Source organism: Corynebacterium sp. HMSC072G08 (assembly GCF_001809185.1).
GTDB lineage: Bacteria > Actinomycetota > Actinomycetes > Mycobacteriales > Mycobacteriaceae > Corynebacterium > Corynebacterium phoceense.
The window spans coordinates 21,336-34,096 of the sequence record NZ_KV796390.1; the positions used below are offsets into that span (position 1 = coordinate 21,336).

Sequence of the window (12,761 nt, forward strand, 5' to 3'; positions counted from 1 at the left end):
TTTAGCAGTCGAAGTACATCTCGAACTCTTGCGGGGTGGGGCGCATGCGGTTCGGGGTGATTTCGTTGTCGTACTTGTACTGGATGTAGGTGTCGATGAGGTCTTCGGTGAAGACGTCGCCTTCGGTGAGGAAGTCCGAGTCGTTGCGCAGAGCCTCAAGGGAGGCCTCGAGGGAGGTCGGGGCCTGCGGGATGGATGCGGCCTCTGCCGGCGGCAGCTCGTAGAGGTCCTTGTCGACCGGAGCGTGCGGCTCGATGCGGTTCTTGATGCCGTCCAGGCCAGCCATCATCATGGCAGCGAAGCCGAAGTACGGGTTGCCGGACGGGTCCGGAGCGCGGAACTCGATGCGCTTGGCCTTCGGGTTGGAGCCGGTGATCGGGATGCGGACCGCGGCGGAGCGGTTGCGCTGGGAGTAGACGAGGTTGATGGGGGCCTCGAAGCCCGGCACCAGACGGTGGTAGGAGTTGAGCGTCGGGTTGGTGAAGGCGAGGACGGCACCGGCGTGGTGGAGGATGCCGCCGATGTAGTAGCGGGCCAGGTCGGACAGTCCGCCGTAACCAGCCTCGTCATAGAACAGCGGGGAGCCGTCCTTCCACAGGGACATGTGGGCGTGCATGCCGGAGCCGTTGTCGCCAGCGAGCGGTTTGGGCATGAAGGTGGCGGTCTTGCCGAACTCAGCCGCGGTGTTCTTGATGATGTACTTGAAGGTCTGGATATCGTCCGCCGCGTGGAGCAGGGAGTTGAAGCGATAGTTGATCTCGTTCTGGCCGCCGCCCACCTCGTGGTGGAAGCGCTCGAGCGCGAAGCCGGCCTCCTGCAGGTTCTCCACCATGGCGTCGCGGACCTCGACGTGCTTGTCGTAGGGCGCCGTCGGGAAATAGCCGCCCTTCATGCGCGTCTTGTAGCCGATGTTCGGCGTGCCGTCGAAGTTGGTGTCCGCACCGCGGTTCCACCAACCCTCGTCCGTGTCGACCTCGTAGAAGGCGTGGTTGACGTCGGCCGTGTAGCGGACGGAGTCGAAGAGGTAGAACTCGGCCTCGGCACCGAAGAAGCAGGTGTCTGCGATGCCGGTGGAGGTGAGGTACTCCTCAGCCTTGCGCGCGACATTGCGCGGGTCGCGGGAGAACGGCTCGTGGGTGAACGGATCGTGGACGAAGAACTTGATGTTGAGGGTCTTCGCAGAGCGGAACGTATCGAGCACGGCGGTGGCCGGGTCGGGCATGAGCGTCATGTCAGACTCGTCGATGGAGGTGAATCCGCGGATGGAAGAACCATCGAAGGCAAGGCCTTCTGCGGCGGCTTCCTCGGTGAATTCGGACGCGGGGATGCTGAAGTGGTGTTCGGTGCCCGGAACGTCGGTGAATCGAATGTCGACGAACTTGACGTCTTCGTCCTCGATAAACTTCACAACGTCATGGATCGACTCGAAAGCCATGGTGTCTCCTCTAATTTCGGTCGCTTAACAGGGCTGGCTTCAATATTATGCAATTGCGGGTAGTGACGGGCCTAATCCTACCGGATGGGACGCTTTCAACACTCACCCGGTTTGGGGGATTGGCGCGCCGCTTTGGCGCCCACCGTGGGCCTGCGTATCTTAGACATCATGGCTGAGAAGAAGACGTGGCTCGATGGCCCCAGCATCCCCGGCGAGAATGATTATGAGACCCCTGGCCGGTGGCCGGGGGAGAAGCTCGGTCTCCCGGAGCGCGGTGCGGGTGCCCTGGCGCCCGTGTCCCGCCGCGCGGGTGCGGTCCTTATCGATTGGCTGCTGTGCTACGCCGCGGCGGCGATCGTGGGCTACTTCGTCCCTCTCTTTGGCGGCGTGGCGTTGCTCACGTACGTGTTGTGGATCGTGCTAGGCATTCTCGGCGGGTGGCTTTTCGCCCGCACGCCCGGCATGGCGTTGCGCGGCATGGGCGTTGCTCGTCTTGATGCCCCCGGCGAGCGCGTCGGCTTCTGGCGCGCCGCCGTGCGCACGCTGCTTACCGCCTTCATCTTCCCCGCGGCCCTCGTGGACATGGACGGCCGCGGCATGCACGACCGCGCGACCGGCACCGTGGTTATCTACGCCTAGGGATAAGCGATGACAGAACTGTGGGACATCGTGGACAACGACCGGCAGCACACGGGCGTGCGGGTGGAACGCCAGCTGGGCTTGCCCGATGGCCAGCTACACCAGGTCGTCCACCTATGTCTCTTTGACGTGCGCGGCCGCATGCTCATCCAGCGGCGCGTCGACACGAAATCCACGTGGCCGGGCATGTGGGATGTCTCGGTGGGCGGTTCCGTTATCGCGGGGGAGACGAGCGCACAAGGCATCGCGCGGGAGGTGCGCGAGGAACTCGGCCTGGAGCTGGAGTTCACCCGTCCGGCGTTCACGTTTAACTTTGCGTACGGCTTCGATGACTTTTATGTGGTGCGCGCGGATATCGACGAGCGCACACTGGCCGTGCCTAACGCGGAGGTCGCCGAGGTCGCATGGGCGAGCTTCGCCGACATCCAAGCACTGAAGGCGCGCGGGGAGTTCATCAACTACCGCGACAGCGCGCTGGCCCTGGCCTTCGACTTTGTTGGCGAGAACGGCGTGCGCAGCGATATCTTTGACGGCCGTCCTAGGCCGTAATAAACACGAAAAACGTTCAACCCCTTGTCGCCGCGATTTCCATCGCAGCGACAAGGGGTGAACGTGTCATTGCTTGTTGGAAAGCAACAGTCCGGTCCCCACCTCTCTGTTCCTCCTCAAGAACGCTCACGTGTCACGGTGTGCGCTCTCGCCGCCCCGGTGTAACGCGAAAAGTCATTAATTCTAGGCGTAGGAAAACGAGAAAATCCGCAATAAAAATTGCGGATTCTCACGTCGGGCCAAAAGGCTACTTGTGCTTGCGCTCAGCGGCGCGGCGCATGCGGCGGTTCATGCCGGCCATGTTCTGCGCCTGGTGGGGCATAGGCCCCTTGGGCAGGCCCGGTTGGGCGCCTGGCATGGCGTCCATGGCCTCGATGCGGCGGATATTGGTCTGCGTCTCGTTCTTATTGAAGTTACGCGGCAGGCGGATGATGTGGTTGCGCAGCTTGGACACGGGGACCTCGTCCTCGCCGGACCCCACGTAGACCTCGTAGATAGGAACGCCGGCGGCCATCTTGTCAATGCGCTTCTTCAGCTGCGCCATGGACGGCTTGAGGCGGTTCTTGTTTCCCTCAGCGACGAGGATGACACCCGGGTTACCGATGACGCGGTGGATAAGGTCCTGCTGGCGTGTAGCAGCGATGCCCGGCTTGACGGACCACACGAGACCCACGGAGTTCTTCAGCTGCTGCTCGAGTGCCCAGCCCGCGACGCCGGGCTGGTCCTCGACCTTGCGGTACATGTCGCGCTCGACGCGGCGGGTAAATAGCCACATGGCGAGCACGAAGCCGACGCCCAAGCCCAGGATGAGCATGAACCACTCGCCACCCCAGAGCATGCCGATGAGGAAGAAGACCAGCGCGACGCCCAGGATGGACGCGAGCATGATGGGCACGAGCGCCTTGTCCTGCTTGCGCTGCATCTGGAAGACCTGCCACATTTGCTGGCGGGTCTGCTTGCGCTGGGCACGCTTGTTGGCGCGCTCTTCCTTTTTGGCGGCGCGCAGTGCCGCCTTGTCATCACCTTTAGCCATGGCTCCTACTTTAAATGGTTGTATGTCAAAAACGCGAAATAACGCCGCCCTTCGCCACAATTGGCGGAAGGCGGCGCTAGGGACAAGCGATTAGCGGATGGTCGCGGAGACCGTCTCGGGCTTGGCCGGGGTTTTCACCATGCGGGTCGTCACGGGCGTCTCGACGGACGGGCCGTACTTCTCGAGCAGAGTGGAGGCTTCCTGGGCGGTAGCGCCCTCGGAGGTCTCGGCGAGATGCGCGAGGTGGGGCGGCAGCTCGCGGCCGCGGGCCTCCATCGCCTGGACGTAGAGACGGCCAGCGCGGTAGGAAGAACGCACGAGCGGGCCGGACATAACGCCGCCGAAGCCGAGCTCCTTGGCATACTCGGCGTGCTCGACGAACTCCTCCGGGCGCACCCAGCGCTCGATGGGGTGGTAGCGCGGGCCAGGGCGCAGGTACTGCGTAATCGTGATGATGTCGCAGCCGGCGGAGTGCAGGTCGCGCAGGGCTTCCTGAATTTCCTCGGGCGTCTCGCCCATGCCGAGGATGAGGTTGGACTTCGTGATGAGGCCGAAGTCGCGGGCCTGACGGATGACGTCGAGGGAACGCTCGTAACGGAAGGCCGGGCGGATGCGCTTGAAGATGCGCGGGACGGTCTCTACGTTGTGGGCGAAGACCTCCGGCTGTGCGGAGAAGACTTCTTCGAGCAGGTCCGGCTTGCCGGAGAAGTCCGGGGTGAGATTCTCCACGCCGGTGTTCGGGTTGAGCTCGTGGATTTTGCGCACGACCTCGGCGTAGAGCCAGGCGCCCTCGTCGGGCAGGTCGTCGCGGGTGACGCCGGTGATGGTGGAGTAGTTCAGCTGCATGTTGCGAACTTCTTCGGCCACGCGCAGCGGCTCCTCGCGGTCGAGCGGCTCGGGCTTGCCGGACTTGATGTCGCAGAAATCGCAACGGCGCGTACAGGAGTCGCCGCCGATGAGGAACGTGGCCTCGCGGGATTCCCAGCACTCGTGGATATTGGGGCAGCCGGCTTCCTGGCACACGGTGTGCAGGGAGGCGCCCTTCACCTTGTTTTTGATGTCCTCATAGCCAGGACCGGTTCGGACTTGGTTACGGATCCAGCGCGGCTTCTGCTCAATCGGGGTCTCGGAATTCTTGGCCTCGATGCGCAGCAGCCTGCGTCCTTCATGCTTAACACTCACGGTCTACACCCTACGCTGAAAGTCGATGTTCTCTAAAGCCCGCGGGGCCGTGGGTTCCCCCATCGCAACGACGCGGTCAAGGGGGCTATTCCTCTTTTATTCGTGCGCTGCGCGAGCCTTGCGGCGCGCCTCGGCGGCCTGCTTGCCGGGGTCCGGCGCGGAGGCAAAGGTGTGGTCTGCGACGATGAGCCGGCCCGCGAGCGCGTCGTCGAGCGCGCGCAACAGCGGCACCTCGGCCTCCTCCAGCGTGACGCCGCGGCCCAGCTCCAGGGAGAGTGTCGTGACGTCAGCGTCGTCGATGCCGCACGCCACGATGTGACCGTAGTACTCGAGCGTGTTATTGCAGTTCAAGGCGAGTCCGTGCATGGTCACGCCGCGCGTAATGCGGATGCCCAGCGCGCCGAGCTTGCGGTCGCGCTTCGGTGCCGCCGGGTCCGCGGCCACGGTCGTGTGGGGGACCCAGACGCCGGAGCGCCCGTCTACGCGGCCGGCGGTGGTCACCCCCAGCTCGCGCACGGCCTGAATGATGGCTTCTTCGAGGCGGCGGACATAGTCCACGACGTCGACGGGCTCGGCGAGCTTAATAATGGGGTAGACCACGAGCTGGCCCTCGCCGTGCCACGTGATGCGCCCGCCTCGGTCGACGGTGATGACGGGCAGGCCGTTGTCCGGCATGTCCGACTCGAGCGTGCGCTTGCCCGCCGTATAGATATTGGGGTGCTCGACGACGAGGATGACGTCGCTCACCTCCTCGGCCGCGCGCTGCTTCGCGAGTGCTGCTTGGTAGTCCCAGGCCTCCTGGTAATCCATCCGACCCAAGTGGCGGATCTCCAGAGGCGCGCCGGAGGCGCGGATGGAGCGGTCGGCAGGGAAGAACGGGTCGCGCGGTGCAGTCATAGAACAAGTTCTAGTCGCGCCCGCCCTGGGCGCGCAAAAGGGGGCATCGGAAAGCTTTCCGATGCCCCCTTGGGAGGGTGGGCTTACTCCACGCCGTTGGCTGCGGCGTAGGCGGCGGCGTCCATGAGCTCGCCGGCCTCGGAGACCTCGACCTCGAAGAGCCAGCCTTCGCCGAACGGGTCGTTGTTGACCAGCTCGTAGGCGTCGTGGATGCCCTCGTTGACGGCGGTCACGGTGCCGGTGACGGGGGAGTAGAGGTCAGAGACGGACTTGGTGGACTCGACCTCGCCGCAGGTCTCGCCGGCGGTGACGGTGTCGCCGACGGCGGGCAGCTCGGCGAAGACAACCTCGCCGAGGCGGTCAGCGGCGACGGAGGTGATGCCAACGCGCAGGGTCTTGCCCACGACCTCAGCGGCGGGGGCAGCGATCCACTCGTGGTCTTCGGAGTAGGAGAAATTCTCGGGCAGATTCGACATGTGGGTTCCTTTCTAGAGGTTCAGTTTAAGTCTAACGGCCGTGTGCGTCGCGCTGGTGTTAGTCCGCACGCTTGTAGAACGGCGTCTGCGTGACGGCGAAGGGGTAGCGCTTGCCGCGGATATCGACCTCGACGGCGTCGCCGGGGTTCAGGCTCGCGGCGGTGTCGATGAGTGCCAGGGCGACGGGGTGGCCGAGCGTGGGCGACGGCTGGCCGGAGGTGACGGTGCCGACCTTGGTCTCACCAACGAAGACCTCGGCGCCGTGGCGGGCGGCGCGGCGCTGCTCGGAGTCGAGCGCCGTGATGACCTGCTGTGGGCCTTCGGCGGCGCGGGCGCGCAGGGCATCGGCGGCAACGAAGTCGCCTTCCTTCTTGGCGAAGGCGCGGGCCATGCCCGCCTCGACCGGCGTGATGTCGCGGGAGAGCTCGTTGCCGTAGAGCGGCATGCCGGCCTCCAATCGCAGCGAATCGCGGGCGGCGAGGCCGCAGGGCTTGATGCCGTATTCCTCGCCGGCCTTGAGCAGCTCGTTCCACAGCGCCGGGGCGTCCGAATTGTAGACGATGAGCTCGAAGCCGTCCTCGCCGGTGTAGCCGGTGCGGCAGATAAAGGCGTAAATGCGGGCGACCTTACCGGTCATCGCCGCGTAATACGGCAACTCGTAGACGGCCTCCTGCTTGTTGTCCTCGACGAGCGGGATGAGGATCTCCGCGGCCTTGGGGCCCTGGATGGCGATCATGGCGACGTCGCGGGACTCCGACTTGAGGTCCACGTCAAAGCCGTCTGCGCGCTCGTTGAGAGCCTCCCAGACGACGTCGACGTTCGACGCGTTGGGAACGACGAGGAACTTCGTCTCGCCCAGGCGGTAGGTGATGAGGTCGTCGAGGATGCCGCCGTCTTCGGCGACGATCATCGAGTACTTCGCCTTGCCCACAGGGAGCGTGGTGAAGTCCGAGATAAACGCGTAGGAGAGGAACTCCGCGGCGCGGTCGCCGTTGACCCAGATTTCGCCCATGTGGGAGAGGTCAAAGAGGCCGGCGGCTTCGCGGACGGCGCGGTGCTCCTCGAGCTCGCTGCCGTACTTGAGCGGCATGTTCCACGGGCCAAACGCGGTAAAGGACGCGCCGAGCTTCTCGTGCTCGGCGTGGAGCGGGGAGTGCAGCAGTTCAGACATGGTTTCCTCTCTTACTTCTCGTCGGTGTTCGTGTCGGCGCCAGCCGACACGTCGAAGGCCTCGGGCGGCGGGCAGGCGCACACGAGGTTGCGGTCGCCGTAGGCCTCGTCGATGCGGCGCACCGGCGGGAAGTACTTCGTGCGGCGCAGGCTGGACACCGGGTAGGCGGCCTGGGCGCGGCTGAACTTAAACTCCCACTCGTCGGCGGTGACCGTCGCAGCGGTAAACGGCGCGTTGTGGATGACGGAGTCCTCATAGGCGATCGTGCCGTCGATGATCTCCTGGATCTCCGCGCGGATGGTGAGCATCGCCTCGATGAAGCGGTCGAGCTCGCCCTGGTTCTCGGACTCGGTGGGCTCCACCATGAGCGTGCCCGCAACCGGGAAGGCCAGCGTCGGGGCGTGGAAGCCGAAGTCGACGAGGCGCTTGGCGACGTCTGCGGCGGTGACGCCGGAGGCAGAGGTCAAGTCACGCAGGTCGAGAATGCACTCGTGGGCAACGAGGCCCGCGTTGCCCGTGTAGAGGATGGGGAACGCGTCGTGGAGGCGCGAGGCCAGGTAGTTCGCGCCCAGGATGGCGTGCGCGGAGGCCTGCTCGAGACCCTTCGCGCCGATCATGGCGAGGTACGACCAGGAAATTGGCAGGACGCCGGCGGAACCGAACTCGGTGGAGATCAGCGGCACGCCGTGGCCGACCTCGGTGGGCACGGTCGGGTCGATGGCCGGGTCGTTGGCGTTGGTCGGCAGGAACGGCACGAGGTGTTCCGCGACCGCGACCGGACCGACGCCCGGGCCGCCGCCACCGTGGGGGATGGTGAACGTCTTGTGCAGGTTCAGGTGGCTGACGTCGCCGCCGAACTCGCCCGGCTTGGCCCAGCCGGCGAGCGCGTTGAGGTTCGCGCCGTCGATGTAGACCTGTCCGCCGGCCGCGTGCACCTTGTCGCACACGTCGCGGACCTCCGGGTCGAAGACGCCGTGGGTGGACGGGTAGGTGATCATGATGCCAGCGATGTGCTCGCCGTGCTGCTCGATCTTTGCGTCGAGATCGGCGAGGTCGATGGCGCCGTCGTCCGCGGTCTTGACCACGACGACGCGCAGGTTGGCCAGCGTTGCCGAGGCTGCGTTCGTACCGTGCGCCGAGGACGGGATGAGGATAACGTCGCGGCCGTGATCGCCGTTGGCGACGTGGTAGCGGCGGATGGCGAGCAGGCCGGCGAGCTCGCCTTGGGAACCCGCGTTGGGCTGCAGCGAGACCTTGGCGTAGCCGGTGATCTCAGCCAGCCAATCCTCGAGCTCGTGGATGAGCTGATGCCAGCCCTTCGTCGTCTCCGCGGGGGCGTACGGGTGGATGCCCGCGAACTCCGGCCAGGAAATCGGCTCCATGGCGGCGGTGGGGTTGAGCTTCATCGTGCACGAGCCCAGCGGGATCATCGTGCGGTCGAGCGCCAGGTCCTTGTCCGCGAGCTCGCGCAGGTAGCGCAGCATCTGGGTCTCGGAGTGGATGGAGCTGAAGATCGGGTGGGTGAGCGCCGGGGTAACGCGCTTGAGCGCCTCGGGCAGGCGCGAACCCTGCGCCGGGGCTACCTCGTCAACGCGGAACGCGGCGGCGAGCGTCTCCACGTCGGCCGCGGTGGCGGACTCACCGAAGGAGACGGACACCTTGTCCGCGCCGATGGCGCGCACGAGGTAACCCTGCTCCTGCAAGGCGGACTTGATGGCGGCGGCATCGACGCCCGTGACGGTGACGGTGTCGAAGAACTGCGCGGAGACGATTTCCTTGCCAGCCTTGACCAGCGAGGTTGCAAAGGAGTCCGCGAGGTCGTGGATGCGCGTCGCGATGGCACGCAGGCCCACCGGGCCATGGTAGACGGCGTACATGGACGCCACGTTGGCGAGCAGCGCCTGCGCCGTACAGATGTTGGAGGTCGCGCGCTCGCGGCGGATGTGCTGCTCTCGGGTCTGCAGCGCGAGGCGGTACGCCGGCTGGCCGTCCGCGTCCACGGACACGCCCACGAGGCGGCCCGGCAGCTGACGCTTGAGCTTGTCGGTGACAGCCATGTAGGCGGCGTGCGGGCCGCCGAAGAACATCGGCACGCCGAAGCGCTGGGTGGAGCCCACCGCGATGTCCGCGCCGAAGGAACCGGGGCCCTCCAGCAAAAGCAAGGAGAGCGGATCCGCGTCGACGGTCGCCAGGGCGCCGCGGGTGTGTGCCTCCTCGATGATGGCGCGCGGGTCGAGGATGTCGCCCTCGGTGCCGGTGTAGGCGAGGACGACGCCCACGATGTCCTCGCCGACCAAGCCCTCACGCAGGTCCACGATCTCGACCTCGAGCTCGATGGCGCGGGCACGCTCGGCGGCCACGGCGAGCACCTGCGGGTGCATACGGGCGTCGAGGACCACGCGGCGGCCCTTCTTCACAGCGCGCGACATAAGGCCCACGGCCTCGGCGACCGCGGTGGCTTCGTCGAGCAGCGACGCATTCGCGATGGACAGTCCCGTGATTTCCTCGATGAGCGTCTGGAAGTTGAGCAGCGCCTCGAGGCGGCCCTGGGAAATCTCCGGCTGATACGGCGTGTACGCGGTGTACCAGCCAGCATCTTCGAGCAGCCCGCGGCGAATGACCGCCGGAGTGAGCGTGTCAGAAAAGCCCTGGCCGTAGAAGGACTTCAGAACCGTATTGTGCGAGGCGTATTCGCGCAGCTTCGCCTGCGCCTCGTCTTCAGACAGGGGCTCCGGCAGCTGGGGGCCGCCAGCGGCGCGGATCGCGGCGGGAAGGGCAGCGTCAACAAGCGCTTCAACGCTGTCGTATCCCACCTGAGCAAGCATGGTGGCCTGCTCCTTGGCATCTGGCCCGAGGTGACGGGAGATGAATTCCATGAATATATGACTCCTTTGGGGTGTGGAGGCCTGTAAAGACGCACTCAGTATATTGCGAAGTACGCCACTATTTCGCGGCTTTACCCCTACTGCTCACCCACACGAGCGCGAGTGTTGCGAGCGCCACCGCCGTGCCCACCACAAAACTGGTGGCATGGCCCACGCGCGGCGCCAGAAGCGAGAGCAGAAAGGGGGCAAAGAAGCCCAGATAGGTGAGTGCGTAATACACCCCCGTCGCCGCGCCCAGCTCCGCCGCCGGGGCGACCTCTTGGGTCTTCGCGAGCCCTACGACCATGAGGATTCCGTAGGCTGCGCCGAGCACCAAGCTCGCCACCGGCAGCAACCAGACGACCCATGCATGGTCCCGGTTCGCCGCGATGACCGCGCCGACCACCATCCCCACTGCCGCGAGCCCCAAGCCTGCCGATGCCCCCAAGCCCAACGCCCAGCGCTGCACCACCGCGCCCGTGCCCATGGTGAGCATGGCGAGCAGCCCGGCTGCCGCGATGGGGTGGGCGAGGTGCCCCATGACCAGTCCCGGCAAGTACGCGAAGGACGTGGTGACCACGCCGAATACCCACGGCGCGAAGACGGCGACAGGCACGAACTCCCGGGTGAGCAGGCTGAGCGGCGGGTGTGCCTTGCTTGCCTGTGGGCGCGGGCCTTCCGGTGCGGTCCACGCGAGCGGCAGTATGAGCAGTGCGAGTACGAGGTGGGGGACATAGGGCGCCAGCGTGGGCCACGTCGTGAATTGTGCGAGCAGTCCCGCCAATGCTGGCGCGAGCGCGAATCCGAGTGTGAGCGCCAACGAGGAACGCTTAGCTCCAATGGCGACGGTGGCGGAAAGCTCCTTGACCCACGAGGCGCCCGCGGACATGACGAGCCCCACCGCCACGCCGATGATGAGCCTGCCCGCGAGCAGCGCTAGGAACGAGCCATGGAGGCCGGTGAGGAGAATGAGCGAGCCAAGCGCCGTCGCGAGGAGCGCAGGGCGCAGCACCGCGCGGCGCCCCCGCACGTCCGAGACCGGTCCACCGATAAAGAGCGCGCCGATGAGCCCCACGGCGTAGACGCCATAGAGGAACGTCGTGTGGGTTTCCGTGAGCGCCGTGTGCTGGCGGTAGGTGAGCACCATTGGCGCAAAAAGGTTTGCGCCAAACGCGACGACGAACATGCCCAGGACGACGCGGACCCACACCTCATTCTTCATACCGACACAGTCTAGTGTCCTGAATCACTCAATGCGGGGCGTTGTGGCCCGGAGATTGTGCGCGAAAAATCCCTCCAGCACATATAGCGGCCATGCGGCAGCGGGCCGGCATGCCTTATATGTGCTGAATGGATGTGGCGCGCTGAGCTATATCCGCAAAACGCCCGCACCCCGCGACGCAAGTGCGCAGCGGGGTGCAGGAGGGAAGCGGTCCTTAGAGGTTGAGGTCAGCCTCGAAGTCTGCGGTTTCCAGACGGTCCTTGATGGTGGTCACGAAGCGACCAGCATCGGCACCGTCGACGACCTGGTGGTCGTACGTGAACGGCAGGTAGCACATCTGGCGGATGGCGATGGCGTCCTGGCCGTTCTCGTTGACGACGACCGCGCGCTTGGTGATAGCGGCGGTGCCCAGGATGCCAGCCTGCGGCGGCACGAGGATCGGGGTGTCGAGCAGCGCGCCCTCAGAGCCGATGTTCGTCACGGTGAAGGTAGCACCGGTGAGGTCGTTCGGCTTGAGCTTGTTGTTGCGTGCCTTGTCAGCGAGCTCCGCAATCTGCTGCGCGATCTCCGGCAGGGTGAGGTCCTGTGCCTTGTGGATAACCGGGGTGAGCAGACCGCGCGGGGTGTCGACGGCGATAGCGACGTTGACGTCCGCGTGGTAGGTCATTTCCTTCGTCTTCGAGTCGTAGGACGCGTTGACGTTCGGGTGGGAGACCAGAGCCTCGACCGTAGCCTTGACGATGAACGGCAGGAAGGACAGGTTCGCGGAGTACTTGTCGATGAAGGCCTGCTTGGACTTCTTGCGCAAGTCCCACACGGCGGTCATGTCGACCTCCTGGACGTGGGTGAGCTGTGCGGAAATCTGCAGCGCCTCGACCATCTTCGCAGCGGTGATCTCGCGGATGCGGTTGACCTTCTGCGTGGTGCCGATGAGCTCCTGCTTGGCCGGATCCACGGACTTGGTGGACCAGCGTGCGCGTGGGTCAGCGGAACCAGACTGTGCCTGTGCTGCCGGTGCGTCGCCCTCGCCAGCCGCGGCCAGGACATCCTGCTTGCGGATGCGACCGCCGACGCCGGTGCCGGTGACGGTGTTGAGGTCCACGCCATGCTTGTCAGCGAGCTTGCGGACGAGCGGGGTGACGTACGGGAGGTTGTCGCCGTTGTTGACCTTGGTGGAGGTGGAAGCGGCAGCCGGCTCGGACTTCGGAGCTTCCTTTTTCTCTTCCTTCGGCTCCGGCTTCTTCTCCTCGGTCTTTTCTTGAGCCTTGGGTTCTTCCTTGGCTTCGGACTTTT

General features: G+C 65.5%; 11 protein-coding genes. 2 read left to right on the forward strand and 9 right to left on the reverse strand.

Annotation, left to right across the window (positions count from 1 at the left end; genetic code table 11):
• Position 1: 1 nt before the first annotated feature.
• Positions 2 to 1,435, reverse strand: coding sequence for a type I glutamate--ammonia ligase (gene glnA, locus HMPREF2559_RS01490; RefSeq protein ID WP_066488562.1), 1,434 nt, complete (start codon positions 1,433 to 1,435; stop codon positions 2 to 4).
• Between the two features lie 168 nt (positions 1,436 to 1,603).
• Between glnA and HMPREF2559_RS01495 the strand changes: the two genes are divergently transcribed.
• Together HMPREF2559_RS01495 and HMPREF2559_RS01500 are read left to right on the forward strand one after the other, a co-directional pair.
• Positions 1,604 to 2,074: an RDD family protein gene (locus tag HMPREF2559_RS01495; RefSeq protein ID WP_066488606.1), complete on the forward strand. Its 471-nt coding sequence runs from the start codon at positions 1,604 to 1,606 to the stop codon at positions 2,072 to 2,074.
• Between the two features lie 9 nt (positions 2,075 to 2,083).
• Positions 2,084 to 2,623: an NUDIX hydrolase gene (locus HMPREF2559_RS01500; RefSeq protein ID WP_070539315.1), complete on the forward strand. Its 540-nt coding sequence runs from the start codon at positions 2,084 to 2,086 to the stop codon at positions 2,621 to 2,623.
• 247 nt (positions 2,624 to 2,870) lie between these two features.
• Here the strand turns inward: HMPREF2559_RS01500 and HMPREF2559_RS01505 are convergent, their stop codons facing one another.
• The 8 genes from HMPREF2559_RS01505 to sucB all read right to left on the reverse strand — a co-directional run.
• On the reverse strand, positions 2,871 to 3,656 hold the full coding sequence (locus HMPREF2559_RS01505) for a DUF4191 domain-containing protein (RefSeq protein WP_066488573.1): 786 nt from the start codon (positions 3,654 to 3,656) through the stop codon (positions 2,871 to 2,873).
• Between the two features lie 90 nt (positions 3,657 to 3,746).
• The gene (gene lipA / locus HMPREF2559_RS01510; RefSeq protein WP_181734559.1) at positions 3,747 to 4,838 is read right to left on the reverse strand and encodes a lipoyl synthase; all 1,092 of its coding nucleotides are present in this window, start codon (positions 4,836 to 4,838) and stop codon (positions 3,747 to 3,749) included.
• 96 nt (positions 4,839 to 4,934) lie between these two features.
• Positions 4,935 to 5,735, reverse strand: a complete 801-nt coding sequence (lipB, locus tag HMPREF2559_RS01515; RefSeq protein WP_070539317.1) for a lipoyl(octanoyl) transferase LipB — start codon at positions 5,733 to 5,735, stop codon at positions 4,935 to 4,937.
• Between the two features lie 83 nt (positions 5,736 to 5,818).
• Complete coding sequence (gene gcvH / locus HMPREF2559_RS01520; RefSeq protein WP_066488580.1) at positions 5,819 to 6,211, reverse strand: glycine cleavage system protein GcvH; 393 nt, start codon at positions 6,209 to 6,211, stop codon at positions 5,819 to 5,821.
• A gap of 58 nt (positions 6,212 to 6,269) precedes the next feature.
• Positions 6,270 to 7,382, reverse strand: a complete 1,113-nt coding sequence (gene gcvT, locus HMPREF2559_RS01525) for a glycine cleavage system aminomethyltransferase GcvT (RefSeq protein WP_066488585.1) — start codon at positions 7,380 to 7,382, stop codon at positions 6,270 to 6,272.
• Positions 7,383 to 7,393: 11 nt separating this feature from the next.
• Positions 7,394 to 10,258 (reverse strand): aminomethyl-transferring glycine dehydrogenase, encoded by a 2,865-nt coding sequence (gene gcvP / locus HMPREF2559_RS01530; RefSeq protein WP_070539319.1) that lies wholly within the window; start codon positions 10,256 to 10,258, stop codon positions 7,394 to 7,396.
• A 67-nt stretch (positions 10,259 to 10,325) separates the two neighbouring features.
• Positions 10,326 to 11,468 (reverse strand): MFS transporter, encoded by a 1,143-nt coding sequence (locus HMPREF2559_RS01535; RefSeq protein WP_070539321.1) that lies wholly within the window; start codon positions 11,466 to 11,468, stop codon positions 10,326 to 10,328.
• 214 nt (positions 11,469 to 11,682) lie between these two features.
• Positions 11,683 to 12,761, reverse strand: a 1,079-nt coding sequence (sucB, locus tag HMPREF2559_RS01540) for a 2-oxoglutarate dehydrogenase, E2 component, dihydrolipoamide succinyltransferase (protein WP_070539323.1), incomplete at its 5' end; no start/stop codon positions are given.

Bases quoted from the DNA above. Each gene is read 5' to 3' on its own strand.
- HMPREF2559_RS01495 (WP_066488606.1), top strand. From the start codon at position 1,604: ATGGCTGAGAAGAAGACGTGGCTCGATGGCCCCAGCATCCCCGGCGAG.
- gcvT (WP_066488585.1), bottom strand. From the start codon at position 7,382: ATGTCTGAACTGCTGCACTCCCCGCTCCACGCCGAGCACGAGAAGCTC.
- HMPREF2559_RS01500 (WP_070539315.1), top strand. From the start codon at position 2,084: ATGACAGAACTGTGGGACATCGTGGACAACGACCGGCAGCACACGGGC.
- gcvH (WP_066488580.1), bottom strand. From the start codon at position 6,211: ATGTCGAATCTGCCCGAGAATTTCTCCTACTCCGAAGACCACGAGTGG.
- HMPREF2559_RS01505 (WP_066488573.1), bottom strand. From the start codon at position 3,656: ATGGCTAAAGGTGATGACAAGGCGGCACTGCGCGCCGCCAAAAAGGAA.
- HMPREF2559_RS01535 (WP_070539321.1), bottom strand. From the start codon at position 11,468: ATGAAGAATGAGGTGTGGGTCCGCGTCGTCCTGGGCATGTTCGTCGTC.
- glnA (WP_066488562.1), bottom strand. From the start codon at position 1,435: ATGGCTTTCGAGTCGATCCATGACGTTGTGAAGTTTATCGAGGACGAA.
- lipB (WP_070539317.1), bottom strand. From the start codon at position 5,735: ATGACTGCACCGCGCGACCCGTTCTTCCCTGCCGACCGCTCCATCCGC.
- gcvP (WP_070539319.1), bottom strand. From the start codon at position 10,258: ATGGAATTCATCTCCCGTCACCTCGGGCCAGATGCCAAGGAGCAGGCC.